Genomic DNA, 17,993 nt, shown 5'->3' on the forward strand with positions numbered 1-17,993 from the left:
ACACCTGCCCTTGTCATATATAGCTACATTCTAATAGATTAGTACACAAGGAAGCAACATGTAAAAAAGATGGGGGAGCAGACGATGCTGCCGGAATGGACCGAGAAGCAACTGTTGAAACGATCGGGCGGTAAAGCGGCGAAGCAGGATATTCGCTTTATCTATTTTTATACGCCACTGTGCGGGACTTGCAAGGTAGGCATGCGCATGCTTGAAGTCATCGCGGCCATGCACCCGGACATTCCTGTCGGCCTCTGCAATATCAACTATGCCCCGGGACTGGCTCACGGTTGGCAAATTGAGAGTGTCCCTTGTCTCGTCCGGATCGAGGACGGAAATCCCGCCGCGCTTCTGTACCGCCTGGGAAGCGTACAAGAGCTTCGCCTGTGGATGCTGGACGAGAGCGGCAAAGTAACCGATCGGTCTTGAAGATTTGAAGATCAATCCAACCTATCATCCTTCAAAAGGAGACGATCCTAAAATATGGAATCATTCGCTTATGAACCGGGCACGCGGGTCAGAGCTTCCTACAAAACCGGCGAATATATCGGTGAAGTGGTGGAGCAGACCTCCAACGCCAAAGCTGCGGTGAAAATTTTAGCTGTAGTCAAACATCCGACACAGGGCGATTTGCACACGAATATGGACCCCGACGTGGCGTTCTTTCATCAGAGGCGTGCGCTTGCATATCAGGAAATCGCGCTGATGCCGTTAAATACGGTTCGGCCTTATAGCGGCCCGGTGCCGGATTACAAAGAGTCACTGCACAGTGCCCTGCAGCGGCAGGAGGAAGAACTGCGGCGGATGATTCGCTGGGCCGAGCGCTGCCTCCATGAATTGGAGCTTTTGAAAGGAGAATATAATTAGGACGGAAGTGTGTCAGCTATGCTGTTTGTAGTCATCGGACTATGGTCGATCGGCCTGCTCCTGATCGTAACCGACCCGAAGCGGCAGACGACACGGTGGATCAGCAGCATCGCATTTACCGGAGGGTCCGGCGGAATGGCCGCCGTCATCGGGGATCAGCTTATACCTTATTTGGCCGGCCGCGGCTGGATGACGGAACTGCTGGCGGAGTTGCTTCCCATCGTGGAGACGGCTTGTTCGCGTATTTGTTACTACGGTTTGCCCTACACGTTCCTGATGTTTGCCGTCGTTTATTATCCGGGTTACTCGTTGTGGACCAAAAGACGCTATATCCCCTGGCTGCTTCTTGTTCCGGTTCTGCTCTCTTTGGCTTTCGAGCCGAAGCCGAACGAGCCTATTCCTTATAGTTACGTGACCCTATGGGCAGCTCCGTATATTTTAACTGGCATTGGGCTGCTTGTGGCAGCCACGCTGAAGGAACGCAATTCATTTCTACGGCGCAGCCGGATGATGACGACGGCGGCAGCGGCGCCTGCATTGTTTTTTGCGCTGTTTACGCTTTATTTGCTGCCGCATTTCTTTGAAACGTACGAATGGTGGCGTTACAATGCCTGGGTCATTGCGTTTACTTTAGCCGTCATCATCGTCTCCAGCTTCCGTTACGGATTTATGGGACTTCAGATCTCTATCCAAAACCAAAAGCTCGATTATACGCTTCGTGCGATCACCTCGGGAACATCCATTCTGAACCATGCGATCAAAAATGATGTGGGCAAAATCAGGCTGTTTGGCGATAAGATCAAATCGGAAGCCGTGTCCGGGCAGGCGGATTCTTCTCGGATCATTCAGGATGTTGAAGTCATTTTACAGGCATCGCAGCATATTTATGACATGATATATCGCATACATGGACAGACCCAAGAAGTAGAGCTTAAGCTTGAGGAAGTTCGTCCGGCGGAACTCATGCGGCAGTGCCTGCGCATGCTGTCGCCGGAGCTTGCGGGCATTGAAGTGATTGAACAATATACGTATAACGGCACCATGTCGGCTGACCGGGTGCTGCTTGCAGAGGTTTGGACGAACGTGCTGACCAATGCGATGGAAGCGATGCCCGGCGGCGGACGGTTAACGGTCAGATTGACGGAAACAAAGCGAAAAATCGTCGCGGAAATCAAGGATACCGGACCAGGCATGGAAAAACATCAGCTAAAACGGGTGTTCGATCCGTTTTACTCTACCAAAAAAGGGAAAAACATGAACTTCGGATTAGGTCTGTCATACTGTTATAATATAGTTCAAAAGCACAAAGGAACGATTAGCATTCACAGCAAACCGGGTCAAGGAACCAGTGTGTTCATGCAGTTTCCGAAACGGAAACCGCTTGCGGCGGAAAGGGAGTTGGGTTAAATGGAGCAGAGCGGGATTCGCGTCGTGATCGTAGAGGACGATCCTGACTGGCTGCGCGGGCTGCAAAGCTACCTGCAAAAGGAACCGGATATCAGGCTGGTCGGTCACGCTTCTTCCGGGAAAGCGGCGGTGGAGCTGCTGGAGAAGACGGAAGCGGACGTTGTTTTAATGGACATTATGATGTCTGATAGCCCGGAAGGGATTTGGGCTGCTGCGGAAATCGTCAAGTGCAGCGGCGCGCGCGTCATTATGCTTTCTTCCATGGAGGATAAGGAATTGATTTTCGACGCGTTCAAAGCCGGGGCCGTGGATTACATGGTCAAATCCAATTTCACCGAAATCCCGCAGGCCATTCGCAGCGCTTATGCCAACCGAAGCGCTATTCACCCCAGCGTAGCCGCACAAATGCGCGAAGAATTCCGGCGCCTCAAGCAGTTGGAGAAGGAGATGCGGGCCAAAGAACTGAAAAATTTGCTTACACCGACTGAAATTCAGGTGCTCGATTTGATCGATAAAGGGCACACCCAGACGCAAATCGCCGACAAATTTGTGATCTCCATACGAACCGTTAAGGTTCATGTCGGCAATATTCTTAAAAAGCTCGGGGGCAAAAGCAGTAAAGAAGCGGCGCAAAAGGCCAAGGATATGGGCATTTTGTAGCCCGTCTCAAGGAAGCGGCTGACGAGGGGAAAAGAGCCCGGAGGAAGCCGTTTTTTTCAATTACCTTTTCCGCCCGGTATATGATATAGTAGGTACAGTTTGGATGCAACAACACGGCAAACGGAGGAAAACGCAAGTGATGAGTACAAATGATAAAATTCAAATCGGCATCATCGGTGCCGGAGGAATCGGAAATGTCCATCTTCAAGAATTCGGTAAAGTTTCCGAAGCGCAGATCGTCGCGGTCACGGACGCTTACCAGCCTATGGCGATCGAACGGGCCAAGCAATACAACATTCCGAAAATTTATAATACATATCAGGAACTGCTGCAGGATTCCAGCATCGATGCGGTAATTATCGCCGTACCGAATGAGTCTCATGCTCCGATAGCTATCGATGCCCTGCAAGCCGGCAAACATGTGCTGCTGGAGAAGCCTATGGCGATTAACGCCGCTTCGGCTAAAGAAATCATGAAGACGTACCTCAAGTCCGGGAAAGTGCTGATGATGTCCCATCAAATGCGTTGGGATTCGTTAAATATGCAGGTGAAAGAGCAAATTGACAAGGGCGCATTGGGAAACATCTACAATGTCAAAGCGGGCTGGATGCGCCGCAAAGGCATTCCAGGCTGGGGCACATGGTTTACCCGGATGCACAAAGCAGGCGGCGGACCGCTGATCGATTTGGGCGTTCATATGCTGGATCTGTCGCTCCATTTCATGGGCAGTCCGAAGCCGGTCTCCGTGTTCGGTACGACTTATGCGGAGTTTGGACCGAAGAAGAGAGGCATCGGCACCTGGGGCAAGCCGGACTGGGACGGCTTCTATGATGTGGAGGACTTGGCTACGGCCTTGATCAAGCTGGACAACGGCAGCACGCTGACACTGGACGTAAGCTGGGCGGCGCACACGACTTTCCAGGATAACGGCCCGTACATTTATTTAATGGGTTCGGAAGGCGGAGCCTCACTGCGCGGCGGCAAGGGCGTACTGCATAGCGAGCTCTTTGACCGTACCGCCGATGTCGAACTGACGGCGCCGCAGGATGACGAAGGTCCAAGAGTCAGGATGAGCCGTCATTTTATTGAATCCATCCGCAATAACCGCGAGCCGATCGCCTCAGCGATGTCGGGGTTAACGAACAGCCTGGTGCTGGAAGCCATCTATGAATCGTCGCGCACGGGCAATGTCATTACTTTGGACTGGAATCTGGATTAATGACTCATGAGTGAACTGATGGAGCTTCATTTACAACTATTCAGCCTGATCGGTACGATTGCGTTTGCCATTTCTGGCGCGGTAGTAGCCATGGAAGAGGAGTACGACATGCTTGGCGTATTCGTTTTGGCTTTTGTGACGGCTTTTGGCGGCGGCGTCGTCCGCAATGTGCTGATCGGAATTCCGGTTACGACGTTATGGAACCAGGGCTTCTTTTTAAAAATCGCGTTATTTGCCGCATTTCTCGTTTTTATCGTGCCTGTAAGCTGGATCCGGCGATGGAAAACCTGGGAGTCGCTTTTCGATGCCATCGGCTTGGCTGCGTTTTCCATTCAGGGCGCTTTGTATGCGACGCAGATGAATGTGCCTCTCAGCGCCGTCATTGTGGCTGCGATGCTGACCGGAATCGGAGGGGGCATCATTCGCGATGTGCTGGCCGGCCGGAAGCCGCTGGTGCTGCGCGATGAGATCTATGCCGTATGGGGCATGCTTGCCGGTCTTGTCATTGGTATGGGATGGTTTCAAGGCTCCTGGCCTTTGTTATTTTTGTTCGCGCTCATTGTCACCTTACGCATGCTTTCGGTGACTTTCAAATGGCGGCTGCCCCGGCGCTCGCTGCGGCTTTCGCCGGAACGATGGGATGATAAGATTTCATAAAGCGTAAAGGAGCTTGGATTCAATATGACATTGGGCGGATCTTGGACGGAGTGGAAACGTGTGCCTTCCCAAGTGCTTGGAGAGCGCTTGAAGACCGTTCGTTCCTTAAAAGAGCTTGAACATGAAATGTATGAAATTGCAAAAGATATAGAAACCGGAGAGCATTATTTGCACTATGCTTATCTGCACCGGAATTTCAAAGCCGTCGGGCCGGATTCGGGGCAGGAAGAAGTTTTTCATCAATTGATGCCTCTCACCAGCGATGATGTGCTCGGTCTGTTGTTTGGAGAGCAGCCGTACGATTATCCCAACCATTGGGATAAACCTTTTTTGAGGAATGGACCGGAGGGCGATTATGTTTGGTTTGATCCCTCTTATGCCGCGGAAGAAGAGGAGCATGAGGCGCTGGGACTGGAGATCGCGCAGCAGCTCGCCAAATTCAAGGCGGAGGGGGATCTTTCCGAGGACAGCGTGCGGAAGCTTCTGGACAAGCTGAATAAGGATGACGGAGAAAAAAAGGAATAATGCGCATATTTTCCGGACAGTGATTCATCCTAAGCGTGAGTCGATCAAGACAAGCAACAGGAGGGACGATCGAAGGATGAACATAAGCATAAACCGGAAGCGCCCGTTATTCCTTTTCTCCGCGGCAGTCTGTTTGCTGCTTCTCGGCGCGTGTGCAGGAAACAAGCCCGAGGCCAGCCGTCCTGGAGGAGGCATGGAGGATTACCGCCAGCAGGCGCTCTTCGACCGGGATTCGCGAAACAACGAGGACCCGTCCCTCGGTGTAAAGCAGCGCTGGGTGGATGAGCAGCAGAATCGTAAGGGTACGGAGTACAGCGGACGTGAGCAGCTCGATATGACCAACCCTCATTTGACGAATACGGCCGGTTTCGACCCGCAGTTGGCGGAGAGGGTGAAAAGCTTGCCCGGAATTCAGGAAGCGCAGGTGCTGCTTACCGAAGTGAACGGTTATGTAGCGGTCGTCATGGAAGGCCATAATCCGGATTCAGAAGCTTCGCCCGACATGATGAAATACCGGATTACACCTGCAGGCGGCGTAGGCATATTTGCTTCAGAGCGAGGTCCGAACCAGTATTCCTGGACGGAGAACGGCGGCTTATCGACAAGCTTGTCGGATGAAATCCGAAAGCTGGTGCTGCAGCATGCCCCGACAAATATTGATCAGGTATACGTGTCGGCCAATCCGAATTTCGTGCAGCGGATCCGCCTATACGCCAAGGAGGAGCAAGAGCGCGGCACGTTTACGGATTATATGAACGAGTTTAATACGATGGTTCAATATGTATTTCCAGACGATACGAATACAAGGAAATGACAAAAAACTCCTGTGTCGGGTAATCCAACCGGTACCAGGAGTTTTTAATATCCGAATGGCGATATGTGATTGGCATACATAAAAAACTTTTAATATCAACAGGATGGAAACGGGGTCACTTGACCCACGTTTCTCCCCACTTCTGCACGGCATCCATTACCGGCTCCAACGCTTTTCCCTTTTCCGTCAGCTGATATTCGATTCTTACCGGTGTCTCCGGATAAACATTTCGGCTGATCAGGCCGGCCGCCTCCAGCTCCTTGAACCGCTCTGCAAGCATCCGGTCGCTCATGCCGGGGATCATCTCGGAGATATCCTTGAAACGGCATGGTCCTTCGAGCAGAGCGCGGATAATCAGACCGCTCCAGCGCTTACCGAGTATTTCGAAAGCAGCTTCGAATTTAGGGCAAAGCTGCTGCCTGGCACATACAGGTTGCGAGTTTTCTGTCATCGTCTTCACCTCTTCTTGGTTCTATTTTAACATAATTAACTTGACAATTGTAAGGTTGTTAAAATATAATCTTAAGCTTTTATGTGCCGGCTTTCTAAAATTTTCTTGAAAAATCATTTCAAGTACAGTATAACTGCGTTAGGCATTAAAATGATAAGATTTTGGGAGGAACGTTTACATGTATGGTGCACCGCTATCTGGACAAGCCAAAAAAATGCTGCTGCTCGGTTCGGGCGAGCTGGGGAAAGAGGTAGTGATCGAAGCGCAGCGGCTTGGTGTAGAAACGATTGCCGTGGACCGGTATGCCAATGCTCCGGCGATGCAGGCGGCTCATCGGTCTTATGTTATAAACATGCTGGACGGCGAAGAGCTGCGGCGGGTCATCGAGCAGGAGAAGCCGGATCTGATCGTTCCAGAGATCGAGGCGATCGCGACCCCGACGCTGGTGGATTTGGAGCGGGAAGGATACAAGGTTGTGCCAACGGCAACGGCGGCCAGACTCACGATGGACCGCGAAGGAATCCGCAGACTTGCAGCGGAACAGCTTGGCCTGCCTACGGCCAAATTTGCCTTTGCCGACAGTTTGGAACAGCTGCGAGCCGCAGTCGCTCAAATTGGCACTCCATGCGTCATTAAACCGATCATGAGCTCCTCGGGGAAAGGACAAAGCATTTGCCGCACTCCGGATGATGTAGAAGCCTCATGGAATGCCGCGATGGAAGGGGGACGCGCCAAAAAAACGCGTGTCATCGTGGAGGAATTTATCCATTTTGATTCGGAGATTACCCTGCTCACGGTTCGTTCGGTGTCCGGTACGACGTACTGTGCGCCTATAGGGCACATTCAAAAGGACGGCGATTACATCGAATCCTGGCAGCCGCATGCCATGAGCGAAGCGCAGATCCGGGAAGCGCAGCATATAGCAAAATCGATTACCGATGCGCTGGGCGGGGCAGGGATTTATGGTGTCGAGCTGTTCCTGGCTCCGGATCGTGTCTATTTCAGTGAAGTTAGTCCGCGTCCTCACGATACAGGGATGGTTACCATGGTAACGCAGGATTTGTCTGAGTTTGCGCTGCACGTCCGGGCGATTCTCGGTTTTCCTGTTCCGACGATTCGTCTTCTGACGCCAGGAGCCTCCTATACTTTGAAGGCGGATAGGGAGACGGAAACATTCCGGATCGGAGGGCTTGAGGAAGCCCTGGCGGTTCCGAATTCGCAAGTGCGGATATTTGGGAAACCGGAGACAAAGAAAGGCCGCCGTATGGCCGTGGCGCTCAGTTCGGCCGATACCGTTGAACAGGCGCGGAAGCAGGCTAAGGAGTCGGCATCGAGCCTGAGGATCGAATACCAGTGAAGGGCCTTTTCATGTGAATGACAGGGCAGGTCGCTTGACGGAGAGTGTTAAAAAACGATATGATTCATATTGCAAACGGATTGCCGCTTTAATACATAAAGGAAAGAGGTGCTGAAGATGGCATATAATCCTCAAGTCGTTGATGCCAAAATCGTCAGTCACAATTCGAAGAACGGGTTATTCGAAATCGTAGCTCAACTCAAGGACCGGACGGTTTGCCGTCTTATTTACGAACAAGACGTTTCCGGAGGCGCGAAGGTTACTCATATTAACCGTCTGCTCAAAGAGCCTTGCCCGATTTGCCGTAAAGATTATTTGTGCAACTGCATGGGACGTTTTAAAGAGGATATTTCCTCGCAAGCGTTGAATTTGACAGGCATGCCATAAGTACTTCATGCCGTCCGCAGACCGTTTGCGGCAGCACCCGTACAAACCATTACCGGACTATATAAACCCATGAGCGCATAGGCTTATGGGTTTTAGTTGTCTGAGCCGCCTTGCGCATCAACGAGAAAGGCGGCTTTTCTCGTTGAGACGTCGGCAAAGAGCTTTTTCTTTTAAGAGCAATTATGGTAAAATAAAGGGATAAACAAATCAGGAAGGATGGGGTTCGATGCGAATCGGCGTCGTCTCGGACACACACATGTTCAGAAGGTCCCAATCACTGCCTCAAGATTTGGTAGAAGGTCTTCGGGGAGTGGACATGATCCTTCATACGGGCGACTGGATTGATGAAGAGGTGGTTGATCTCTTCGCCGACCTGGCTCCGATAGACGGCGTTGCCGGTAACAATGACGGACCCGCAATCGTCCGCAGATTCGGCCGCCGAAAGGTGCTGGAGCTGGCGGGTTACCGGATTGGCTTGATTCACGGCGATGGAGGTCGTTCAACCCCGGATACGGCTTTTCAAGCTTTTTGGGATTCGGATGGTAAGGGGACCGTTGATATTATTCTGTTCGGACATTCGCATACGCCCTATTTGGAAAGAAAAGACGGAATACTACTGTTCAATCCCGGTTCGCCAACCGATAAACGCCGGCAGCCCCGTTATTCCTTTGGCATTCTTCGCCTTGGCGCGGATGTGGAAGCCGAACATCATTATTACGATCATAAATAAAGAAATGAAAGGAAGCGGAACACATGGCACATTGGAAAGAGATTACGACGAACGAGGAATGGAACACCATTTTTGAAGGTACCACTTCGAAGCCGGTTGTGGTGCTGAAGCATAGCACGGCTTGTCCGGTCAGCGCCAACGCTTTGGAGGAATTTGAAGGCTATCTGAGCAAAAACCCGAATACCGATGTCGATTACATCCTTGTCAAAGTGATTGAATCCCGTCCGGTATCCAATCAAATCGCTGAGGATACGGGGATCAAGCATGCGTCTCCGCAAATTTTATATATCAAAAATAAAGAAACGGTCTGGAACACCTCCCATTGGTCTATCACCAAGCAGCATATGAGTGCCGTTCTGAATTAATGCGCACCGAAACAAGCAAAGGAGAGGGATCGAATGAGTGTGAAGCCGTTTTCGTTTTTTTCAGGCGCGTTGTACTCGAGAAAAGTTTGTCATGTCTACCTTCCTGCAAGCTACGAGCAGTCCGAGGAAACGCGGTATCCCGTTATTTATTTGCTTCATGGGCTGAATGGCGATGAAACCAGCTGGATCGTCAAGGGTAATGCGGAAGCTACGCTTGATGATATGATCTCCTCCGGAGCGCTCCGGGAAAGCATCGTAGTGATGATTAGCGACGGTGGATACGGGCACGGAACGTTCTATGTAAACTGGTATGACGGCAGCGGACGGTTCGAGGATTATGTACTGTACGACGTGATTCCCGCCATCGACCGGGAGTTTCGGACCATCGCTGACCGTACGCAAAGAGCGGTGTGCGGATTATCCATGGGCGGTTACGGCGCTTTCGTGCTCGCGCTGCGAAATCCGGACGTATTCGGTGCGGCAGCCAGCATATCCGGGGCGCTCATGTCTGCGAATTTGATGACCGAGCAAATGCTTCGTTCCGAGGTTGTCCGGATGACCGGTCCGGTGCATGGGTCCTACGTAAAGGAGCTTGACCTGCACGTGCTTGCATCGCGGCGCGTCCGGGAGAAAAATCGGCCGGCGCTGCATTTTAACTGCGGCTTTTCCGATTACTTATATCCTTTGAACTCCGCTTACAAGGCGCTGCTGGATCAGCTTGGATATGAGCATGAGTATATGGAGTTTGAGGGAGATCACAATTGGGACTATTTCGGAGGGCATTTGCCCGAAGCGCTGAGCTTCATCGAACGAAGCTTTCCTTCAACCCAAACCTGACCCTCAAACAGAAAGCCCGCTGCCTGGAACTCTGGCTGGTTCCCAGGCAAGCGGGCCTTTTTTTGTTTTTTTGAGCGAGGTGTGATTCCCGGACCGGGTAGGCCCCTTCGGGTTCTTCTTGATCCAGGGGATGAGATCCATCGGAGAACCGGCGGGATACCGCCCTGAGAAACTAACGCTTTTTTGGCGGGGAGGGCTTCGGATAAACGGTGCATAAACTCCAAGAACTGTTGTCTTTCAGCTTCGCTGAACTGCTCGAACGGTTCGGATAAGGTTTGCGCCCACAATGTTTCGGTTTGGCGAATCACACGTTTGCCTTCCTCCGTCAGCTTCACCCATCTCACACGGGCATCCGGCTCGCTGCTTTCCCGGTAGGCCAAACCCGCTTTTTCGAGACGGTCCACCATTTGCGACATCGTACTGGAGCGAACGTCCAGATGACCGGCCAACTGCCCGATCGTTTAGGCTCCGTTCCGGTAAAGATTTCGCATCAGCAGCCATTGTACACGGGTCAGGGAGGTTTCCTGCTGATCGAACGTTTGGGAGCGTAAATGGCGGTTTATGGTTTGCAAATACATGACAAAATGCTCGAGCGCTTCTTTGGATTCCATCTTTTCACCTTATCTGTATGATATGGCGAAACGAAATCATGCAGCAAGAACGATTCGTCTTGACTTTTCTTTGTTCGAGCTTACATTTTGATATATAATGAGTCTCATAGCAAATTTTACGATTGAGCGGAGGAAAAGCATGAAAGTGGCCATTGCAGGGGGAACAGGCTTTATAGGAAAACACCTGACCCAATATTTTTTAGATAAAAAGACAACCGTCTTACTCATCTCCAGGCAAAAGCACAAATCCGAGCATCCGCTAATCCGCAATATCACATGGGAAGAACTGGAAAAAAACGTAAAACCTCTCGAAGGGGTCGATGCGATCGTCAATTTGGCGGGTGAAACCATTAACCAACGGTGGACGCCAAAGGCCAAGGAGCGCATCCTGCAATCGCGGTTGGATTCCGTCGAGCGGGTACGAAGCATCATCGAACGTATGGAAAACAAACCGGTGCTGATCAATGCCTCGGCCGTAGGGATCTATGGCAGCTCGGAAAATGCCAGCTTTACGGAAGAAAGCGATCTTAACGTAAATGATTTCCTGTCCAATGTTGCGGATAAATGGGAAGCCGCGGCGGAGTTGATTCCGGATATTCGCGTTGTTCTTCTGCGGATCGGAGTGGTGCTCGCCAAGGACGGAGGGGCATTTCCGAAAATGAGCCTCCCTTTCAAGTTCGGCTTAGGCGGCCGTATCGGCAGCGGCAAGCAGCTGCTGTCCTGGATTCATATTCGTGATCTCGTCCGACTGATCGAATTCTGTATTGAAAAGGAAGACATCGAAGGACCGGTGAATGCCACGGCGCCGCAGCCTGTTACCAATGACGAGTTCGGAAGACAGCTGGCCAAATTCATGAATAAGCCGTATGGATTTCCGCTTCCTTCCTTCGTGTTGAAGCTCATGTTTGGAGAAATGTCGATGCTGCTGCTGGAAGGACAAAGGGTTATTCCGGATGTGGCGATTAACCAAGGGTTTCAATTTCATTTCCCGGTGCTTGAGATGGCGTTAAAGGATCTGTTGGATCCAGAGATCAAGGCGGTGAAGTAAAGGATTATGATTGCTTATGGGGGTACAGAGCTGAAAGAGCTGCGATTTGAGCGGATGGAAGCCCGCATCGAACCGAGAGATGAGCAATGGATCGATGTCGAGGTGCGCTTCCGGTTGGCCGACGGAGCAGTGCCGCCGGAAGGAATTGAAGAGCTCAGCGCATTGCTCGTTTGTACGCATGACGGCGAGATCTTTGATATCGTGCCGCAGGACGAAGGGCGGGATTGCGAGTTTCGCTTCACGGAATCGGAGAAGCAGCAGCTTAGGTCGTTCTATGAGCGGGAGGTAAGGCATCGGATCGGTTAAGCGGATCGGGGATGAAAACGTTTGGACCAAGTAAAAAGGGTTGTCATTGAGCTGACAACCCTTTTTTTCATCCTGCATTGGAGAGAAATTTGTGCTCCGCCGCTATTCCTGTTTTTTCTGCAGTGCGGCCCTGAACGCTTCTTCGAGGCTGGAGGTCAGCTCCACATTGTCACTATACTGCTTGGCTAACTGCGCTTGCTGGCGCTTCGCCGCGCGCCCGCCTTTGCTGCCCGATTCGCCAAGCATCTCTATAACGTTGCATGGACGGCACTGGGCATATTTGCCCGCTTTCCCCATATGAATTTCCATCTTTTTGCGGCATTGAGGGCAGCGTTTATTGGATAACGGCACCTCGGCTGCGCGCTTGTAAGAGCATTCCCGGCTGCTGCAAACCAGCATCTTTCCGCGTTTGCCCTTGATCTCCTGGAGCGGGTTGCCGCAATCAGGACAGCGGGAGCTCGTCAAATTGTGAGGCTTGTATTCCGCTGCGCTTGCTTTAACCTGATTCACGATGGCTTGCGTTTGTTTACGGATGCTTTCCATGAAGGCATCGGCGTCGCCTTTTCCTTTGGATATCCGCTCCAGTTCCTGCTCCCATGCGGCAGTAAGCTCATGGGAGCGAAGCTCGGGCACGACAAGCTCGATCAATTGAACGCCTTTGCCGGTAGGCTGCAGCGTGTTCATCCGCCGTTCGATCGTATCGGTCTGCAGAAGCTTCTCTATAATGTCCGCCCGTGTGGCCGGTGTCCCGAGGTTGTGCTTCTCCATGTGCGACAGCAAAGCTGCTTCCGTATAACGGCTTGGCGGTTTGGTCGTCTGCTTCTGTAAGCTCAGCCGGATCTCTTTCAGTTCCAGGCCTTCTTGAAGCGGTGGAAGCGATTGGCGGGAAGAAGTGTCATCCTCCGCAGCATCTTCCACTTCATCGTCAGCAGCCATTGAATCGGCTTCATACAGCGTTTTCCAGCCCGCTTCACGTGTAATCCGGCCCTTGGCATGAAAGCTTTCACCGCCGATATCAACGGTAACGGACGTTTCGTCATACCGGAAGGCAGGGTAAAACAGCGCGATAAACCGGCGTACGATCATGTCATAAAGCTTTCGCTCATCTGCGGTCAAGCTTTGCAGCTGCGGGCGCTCATCGGTAGGGATGATCGCATGGTGGTCGGATACTTTGCTGTCGTCTACTATGCGCTTCGTTACCGGCAGCGGCTTGTTCCCCAGCGGTTTGACCCAGGCAGCGTAAGGCGGTAGCTGCAGCGCCTTAAGCCGATCCGGCAGCGTGGATACCATATCCGATGAAAGGTACCGGGAATCGGTTCTCGGGTAGGTGACCAGCTTGTGCTGCTCGTACAACCGCTGAAGCACATTCGATGTCTGCTTGGCCGTAAATCCGAATCTCTTGTTCGCATCACGCTGCAGTTCCGTCAAATCGTAAGCGAGCGGATGGGGCTCGGTTTTCTCCGTTACCTTCAACCGGGATATTTTGGCGGAACGAACGGTGTTCAGACGATTCAGCAGCGCGTCGGCCGCCGATTTGTCGAACAGGCGCCCGTCCGGCTGCGATTGGCTTCGCCACACGGCTTGGAATGAGCCGAACTGTGCGCGCAGCATCCAATAATCTTTGGCCTGGAACGCTTTAATCTGCCGTTCGCGATCCATCAGAGCCGCCAGCGTAGGCGTTTGCACCCGTCCGGCGGCCAGCTGTGCGTTATGCTTGCAGGTTAATGCGCGCGTAATATTGAGTCCGATCAGCCAATCGGCTTCCGCGCGGCATACCGCAGAACGGTAGAGCGGATCGTAGGAGGGACCCGGCTTGAGCGAAGCGAATCCTTCGCGGATAGCCTTATCCGTCTGCGACGAGATCCAGAGCCGCTTGAACGGTTTTCTCCAGCGGATCATCTCCATGATCCATCGGGCCACCAATTCGCCCTCGCGTCCTGCGTCTGTAGCAATGATCAGCTCTTTCAGATCGCTGCGGCCGGCCAATTGGGCGATGGCTTTGAATTGAGGCGCCGTCTCCCGAATGACCTTCAGCTTCATGCGCTTCGGAAGCAGCGGAAGATCTTCAAGGTTCCAGCTTTTGTACTTTGGGTCGTATTCCTCCGGCTCGGCAAGCGTGACCAAATGTCCCAATGCCCAAGTGACTACATAGGAGGGACCTTCTATATAGTGCTTATGCTTCTGTGTACAGCCGAGCACACGGGCGATTTCTTTGGCCACGCTTGGCTTCTCCGCAAGAACTAATGATTTCATAAATGCTCCTTTCCGTTATCCGCTCACAAAAAACTGCCTTCCTCGAATCCTCAGTATACAACAGTTGTTCCCTCCGATAAAGCCTGCGGAATTTCGTCGGATCATGTCAAACTGTTCATGAACCATGGATGAAATAGCTGACGCTTGGATTTTCGGCCAGTTGTGGCGGTACTCCCTGGAAATGAGAGTTCACTTGAAAGACACATCGTAGTTTTCTGCCGCTGATGATGGTATAATGATCGAACAAACGCCACCATCTGGAAGTGAGTGAATCCGGCTGCATGAATGTGAAGGAACTATTCGGAAATATGGACATTCATTTGTTCGACCAGCTGCTCAAAGGCCGGATCGTCCCGGGCATGCGCATTCTTGATGCGGGCTGCGGAGAGGGACGCAATCTGGTCTATTTCCTGCAGGAAGACTATGACGTATTCGCCGTGGACCGGTCGGAGCAGGCGATTCGCAAGGTTCGCGAGCTGGCCCTGGAACTGAATAACGAGCTGCCGCCGGATCAGTTTCGTGTGGAATCGGTAGAGAAGCTGAGTTTCGCCAACGGTACGTTTGATGTCGTGATTTCCTGTGCCGTGCTGCATTTTGCGGAAGACGAACGTCACTTCCAGCGGATGGTCTCGGAGATGTGGCGTGTGCTCAAACCGGGCGGTTTATTTTTTGCGCGTCTGGCCTCCACGATCGGAATGGAGAATCAGGTCCGTCCGCTCGGTGGGAATCGCTTTGAGCTGCCCGACGGCAGCGAAAGGTATCTGGTAGACGCCGGAGCGCTTCACCGCATGGCGGAGAAATTGCACGGCCAGTTCGTGGATCCGATCAAGACCGTACAGGTGGAAGGGCAGCGATCCATGACCGTCTGGTGCATGAAAAAACCGCACATATTGTTTTTCGACCCGATTCAGGATATCCTTGAAGGAACAACAGAAGAGGAGCCCGGTTCAGACGGGTCCATAATGGACATAACGGAAAGGAGAACAACATGAAATTAAGAGTATCGGCAGTTCAATATCACCTGCATACCATTAACAGCTTTGAGGAGTTTGCCTCCCAAGTGACTCATTATGTCAAAACCGCAGAGGAATTCGAATCGGATTTCGTATTGTTCCCCGAGCTGTTCACAACGCAATTGATGTCGATCGGCAAAGACGGAAGCAAAAAGGCGCTTTCGATCGAAGAGCTGCCTTCATATACGGAGAAGTACATGGAATTGTTCAAGTCTTTAGCGGCGGAAACCGGGATGCATATCATCGGGGGAACGCATATCATCGAAGAGCAGGGCAAGCTGTTCAATACGGCGTTTCTATTTTATCCCGATGGCAAGGTAGGGGAGCAGCGGAAACTGCATATTACCCCTACAGAAGTGAAAGAATGGAATATGCAGGCCGGAGACGGAATTCACGTTTTTGATACCGATAAAGGCCGCATCGCGATGCTGATTTGCTATGATATGGAGTTCCCGGAAATTGTCCGGATGGCCAAAGCGCGCGGAGCGGACGTTCTGTTCTGTCCTTCCTGCACGGATGACCGGCACGGCTTTCACCGGGTGCGGTATACTTGTCATGCGCGTACGATTGAGAATCAGGTGTACGTTGTCACAACGGGTACTGTCGGGTCGCTGCCGACGGTTGATTTTATGCGCGGCAATTACGGACAGGCGGCGATCATTACGCCTAACGACGTTCCTTTTCCGCCGGGCGGCATCATGACGGCTGGTGAAATCAATGCCGATATGGTCATTACCGGAGATCTCGATCTGACATTATTGTACGAGGTTCGGGAGAAAGGTTCCGTCACGACGTGGAGAGACCGCCGGACGGACTTGTATACGGATTGGAGTTAAAGGCTAGGGAGGAGCGGTAAGATGGCTTTTTACCGTAAGGAACTTTACGTGTTTGAACAGGATCGTTCCGTCAAGGCAACGATCCGCTCCTATACGGAGAATGATTTTGAAGGCTTGATCCGGATTCAACAGGAAAGCTTCCCGCCGCCTTTTCCTTCGGAGCTGTGGTGGAACGAAGAACAGTTGAGCAACCACGTGAGGTTATTTCCCGAGGGTGCGCTTTGTGTGGAAATCGAGGGGGAATTGGCCGCTTCGATAACCGGGCTGCGGGTGAATTTCGATCCCGCTCACGCGGACCATACATGGGAGGAAATGACGGACGGCGGTTATATCCGCAATCATGATCCCAATGGAAACACATTGTATATCGTCGATATTTCGGCCCGGCCTGCATACAGGAAGCTGGGACTTGGCAAATGGTTGATGATGTCGATGTACGAGGTTGTCGTGCAGCTCAAGCTGGTACGGCTGCTTGGCGGCGGCCGTCTTCCCGGCTATCACAAGTATGCGGATTCGATGCCGGCAGAGGTGTATGTGCGCCATGTGCTTGACGGGAAGCTGAAGGACCCGGTGATGACATTTCTGCTGCGCTGCGGCCGTACGCCGGTCAAGCTGGTGGAAAACTATCTGGAAGACGAAGAGTCCCATAATTATGCGATGCTGATGGAATGGCGGAATCCGTTTATACAGCAGAGCGGATAATGAGGTTTAGAGCTCCCCAAATTGGTTACAATGATCAATTGTACAAGTAACCGTTAGGAGGGAGCTTTTTTGAATTTTAAAGCGTATATTGCTGCAGCGGCCATAGCATTGCTATTGATGCTGGTCGGCTGTCAAGCAGATCCTCGTGCATGGTTCGGCGCAGGCGGCGAACCAAAGGATCAACAACACGAAATGAATGACAGCGAGGCGGTCATGGCTCAAGAAACCAAGGATGAGGTCCATGTGCAGCTGATCGGTCTTGAAGGCAAACCGATTGGCCAAGCCAGGCTTACTCAGGTGAGCGAAGGGGTTCGTATTGAGCTGGAATCGGAGCATTTGACACCGGGCCAGCACGGCTTTCACGTTCATGAGAACGGCAAATGCGAGGCGCCGGATTTCAAATCGGCAGGAGGTCATTTCAACCCGCAAGGACACCAGCACGGTATGGGAAACGCTCAAGGCTCGCATGCCGGTGATCTTCCGAATCTGGAAGCGAATCCGGAAGGCAAGGTGAAATTCGAATATGTCGCAAAGCAGCTGACGCTGGTGCCGGATCAGCCGAACTCGCTGCTGAAATCCGGAGGGACTTCCTTGATCATTCATGAAAAGGCGGACGACAATAGGACTGAACCGGCTGGAAATGCAGGCGCCCGGATTGCTTGCGGCGTTATCCGATAGCGCCGGCAGAACAATCGGGGGCAATGACGAAGGCGGAGCGGGATCCGGACTAAGGTACGGGAAATCTTGGAGTAAACGGGTATACGGATTGAAAGGGGCTGCTCATAAAGCAGTCTTTTTTCGTGTGGATTAGACAAAAAACTGCTGCGGCAGGCTTTTTTATTGGATCTTCCCTCATCAGCGGAGTGTTGTAAAATTAAACTATTTCATTCATTTAATAGTATTTATTATTGATTTAGTAGTATAATCCGAATAGAAAGGCTCTCTTTC

23 protein-coding genes are annotated in these 17,993 nt (G+C 51.9%); 19 read left to right on the plus strand and 4 right to left on the minus strand.

What is annotated here, in order from left to right:
• Positions 1 to 84 precede the first annotated feature (84 nt).
• From BLT35_RS02095 to BLT35_RS02130, 8 genes are all read left to right on the plus strand, one after another.
• The gene (locus BLT35_RS02095) at positions 85 to 429 is read left to right on the plus strand and encodes a thioredoxin family protein (protein WP_254611212.1); all 345 of its coding nucleotides are present in this window, start codon (positions 85 to 87) and stop codon (positions 427 to 429) included.
• Positions 430 to 483: 54 nt separating this feature from the next.
• Positions 484 to 867 (plus strand): kinase-associated lipoprotein KapB, encoded by a 384-nt coding sequence (gene kapB / locus BLT35_RS02100; RefSeq protein ID WP_074726889.1) that lies wholly within the window; start codon positions 484 to 486, stop codon positions 865 to 867.
• An 18-nt stretch (positions 868 to 885) separates the two neighbouring features.
• A complete protein-coding gene (locus BLT35_RS02105) occupies positions 886 to 2,274 on the plus strand; it encodes a sensor histidine kinase (RefSeq protein WP_074726890.1) in 1,389 nt (462 codons plus the stop codon).
• Entirely contained in the window at positions 2,275 to 2,934 is a 660-nt protein-coding gene (locus BLT35_RS02110; protein WP_062408710.1) for a response regulator, read from the plus strand. It begins immediately after the preceding gene.
• Positions 2,935 to 3,073: 139 nt separating this feature from the next.
• Positions 3,074 to 4,153, plus strand: coding sequence for a Gfo/Idh/MocA family protein (locus BLT35_RS02115; RefSeq protein ID WP_054818243.1), 1,080 nt, complete (start codon positions 3,074 to 3,076; stop codon positions 4,151 to 4,153).
• A gap of 6 nt (positions 4,154 to 4,159) precedes the next feature.
• Positions 4,160 to 4,810 carry a trimeric intracellular cation channel family protein gene (locus BLT35_RS02120; RefSeq protein ID WP_062408708.1) on the plus strand — a complete coding sequence of 217 codons (651 nt, stop codon included), beginning with the start codon at positions 4,160 to 4,162 and terminating at the stop codon, positions 4,808 to 4,810.
• Positions 4,811 to 4,834: 24 nt separating this feature from the next.
• On the plus strand, positions 4,835 to 5,335 hold the full coding sequence (locus tag BLT35_RS02125; protein WP_062408707.1) for a hypothetical protein: 501 nt from the start codon (positions 4,835 to 4,837) through the stop codon (positions 5,333 to 5,335).
• A gap of 76 nt (positions 5,336 to 5,411) precedes the next feature.
• Positions 5,412 to 6,149 carry a YhcN/YlaJ family sporulation lipoprotein gene (locus tag BLT35_RS02130; RefSeq protein ID WP_054818246.1) on the plus strand — a complete coding sequence of 246 codons (738 nt, stop codon included), beginning with the start codon at positions 5,412 to 5,414 and terminating at the stop codon, positions 6,147 to 6,149.
• Positions 6,150 to 6,264: 115 nt separating this feature from the next.
• On the opposite strand, the gene BLT35_RS02135 is transcribed toward BLT35_RS02130, so the two are convergent.
• Positions 6,265 to 6,600 (minus strand): winged helix-turn-helix transcriptional regulator, encoded by a 336-nt coding sequence (locus tag BLT35_RS02135; protein ID WP_054818247.1) that lies wholly within the window; start codon positions 6,598 to 6,600, stop codon positions 6,265 to 6,267.
• A gap of 178 nt (positions 6,601 to 6,778) precedes the next feature.
• Between BLT35_RS02135 and purT the strand changes: the two genes are divergently transcribed.
• The 5 genes from purT to BLT35_RS02160 all read left to right on the plus strand — a co-directional run bounded on the left by purT (position 6,779) and on the right by BLT35_RS02160 (position 10,276).
• Positions 6,779 to 7,957, plus strand: a complete 1,179-nt coding sequence (gene purT / locus BLT35_RS02140) for a formate-dependent phosphoribosylglycinamide formyltransferase (RefSeq protein ID WP_074726891.1) — start codon at positions 6,779 to 6,781, stop codon at positions 7,955 to 7,957.
• A gap of 117 nt (positions 7,958 to 8,074) precedes the next feature.
• Positions 8,075 to 8,344, plus strand: a complete 270-nt coding sequence (locus tag BLT35_RS02145; RefSeq protein ID WP_054818248.1) for a hypothetical protein — start codon at positions 8,075 to 8,077, stop codon at positions 8,342 to 8,344.
• A gap of 226 nt (positions 8,345 to 8,570) precedes the next feature.
• On the plus strand, positions 8,571 to 9,074 hold the full coding sequence (locus BLT35_RS02150) for a metallophosphoesterase family protein (protein WP_062408705.1): 504 nt from the start codon (positions 8,571 to 8,573) through the stop codon (positions 9,072 to 9,074).
• 23 nt (positions 9,075 to 9,097) lie between these two features.
• Complete coding sequence (gene ytxJ / locus BLT35_RS02155; RefSeq protein ID WP_074726892.1) at positions 9,098 to 9,439, plus strand: bacillithiol system redox-active protein YtxJ; 342 nt, start codon at positions 9,098 to 9,100, stop codon at positions 9,437 to 9,439.
• Between the two features lie 33 nt (positions 9,440 to 9,472).
• A complete protein-coding gene (locus BLT35_RS02160) occupies positions 9,473 to 10,276 on the plus strand; it encodes an alpha/beta hydrolase (protein WP_054818249.1) in 804 nt (267 codons plus the stop codon).
• Here the strand turns inward: BLT35_RS02160 and BLT35_RS02165 are convergent.
• Together BLT35_RS02165 and BLT35_RS27450 are read right to left on the minus strand one after the other, a co-directional pair.
• Positions 10,207 to 10,725 carry a MarR family winged helix-turn-helix transcriptional regulator gene (locus BLT35_RS02165; RefSeq protein WP_074726893.1) on the minus strand — a complete coding sequence of 173 codons (519 nt, stop codon included), beginning with the start codon at positions 10,723 to 10,725 and terminating at the stop codon, positions 10,207 to 10,209. The genes BLT35_RS02160 and BLT35_RS02165 overlap by 70 nt on opposite strands.
• Positions 10,726 to 10,737: 12 nt before the next feature.
• Positions 10,738 to 10,887, minus strand: a complete 150-nt coding sequence (locus BLT35_RS27450) for a hypothetical protein (RefSeq protein ID WP_249929437.1) — start codon at positions 10,885 to 10,887, stop codon at positions 10,738 to 10,740.
• Between the two features lie 139 nt (positions 10,888 to 11,026).
• Between BLT35_RS27450 and BLT35_RS02170 the strand changes: the two genes are divergently transcribed.
• Together BLT35_RS02170 and BLT35_RS02175 are read left to right on the plus strand one after the other, a co-directional pair.
• The gene (locus BLT35_RS02170) at positions 11,027 to 11,935 is read left to right on the plus strand and encodes a TIGR01777 family oxidoreductase (protein WP_074726894.1); all 909 of its coding nucleotides are present in this window, start codon (positions 11,027 to 11,029) and stop codon (positions 11,933 to 11,935) included.
• A 6-nt stretch (positions 11,936 to 11,941) separates the two neighbouring features.
• Positions 11,942 to 12,241: a hypothetical protein gene (locus BLT35_RS02175; RefSeq protein WP_054818251.1), complete on the plus strand. Its 300-nt coding sequence runs from the start codon at positions 11,942 to 11,944 to the stop codon at positions 12,239 to 12,241.
• A 102-nt stretch (positions 12,242 to 12,343) separates the two neighbouring features.
• Here the strand turns inward: BLT35_RS02175 and BLT35_RS02180 are convergent, their stop codons facing one another.
• Positions 12,344 to 14,494 carry a DNA topoisomerase III gene (locus tag BLT35_RS02180; protein WP_062408701.1) on the minus strand — a complete coding sequence of 717 codons (2,151 nt, stop codon included), beginning with the start codon at positions 14,492 to 14,494 and terminating at the stop codon, positions 12,344 to 12,346.
• 281 nt (positions 14,495 to 14,775) lie between these two features.
• Between BLT35_RS02180 and BLT35_RS02185 the strand changes: the two genes are divergently transcribed.
• The 4 genes from BLT35_RS02185 (at position 14,776) to BLT35_RS02200 (ending at position 17,723) form a co-directional block, all read left to right on the plus strand.
• The gene (locus tag BLT35_RS02185; RefSeq protein WP_074726895.1) at positions 14,776 to 15,486 is read left to right on the plus strand and encodes a class I SAM-dependent methyltransferase; all 711 of its coding nucleotides are present in this window, start codon (positions 14,776 to 14,778) and stop codon (positions 15,484 to 15,486) included.
• On the plus strand, positions 15,483 to 16,343 hold the full coding sequence (locus BLT35_RS02190; RefSeq protein ID WP_062408699.1) for a carbon-nitrogen hydrolase family protein: 861 nt from the start codon (positions 15,483 to 15,485) through the stop codon (positions 16,341 to 16,343). The genes BLT35_RS02185 and BLT35_RS02190 overlap by 4 nt, the downstream gene beginning before the upstream one ends.
• 21 nt (positions 16,344 to 16,364) lie before the next feature.
• Positions 16,365 to 17,045, plus strand: coding sequence for a GNAT family N-acetyltransferase (locus BLT35_RS02195; protein WP_054818252.1), 681 nt, complete (start codon positions 16,365 to 16,367; stop codon positions 17,043 to 17,045).
• A 69-nt stretch (positions 17,046 to 17,114) separates the two neighbouring features.
• On the plus strand, positions 17,115 to 17,723 hold the full coding sequence (locus BLT35_RS02200; protein WP_254611211.1) for a superoxide dismutase family protein: 609 nt from the start codon (positions 17,115 to 17,117) through the stop codon (positions 17,721 to 17,723).
• The last annotated feature ends 270 nt before the right edge of the window (positions 17,724 to 17,993 follow it).

This window comes from Paenibacillus naphthalenovorans (assembly GCF_900099895.1).
In the GTDB taxonomy this organism is placed as follows: Bacteria; Bacillota; Bacilli; order Paenibacillales; family NBRC-103111; genus Paenibacillus_G; species Paenibacillus_G naphthalenovorans.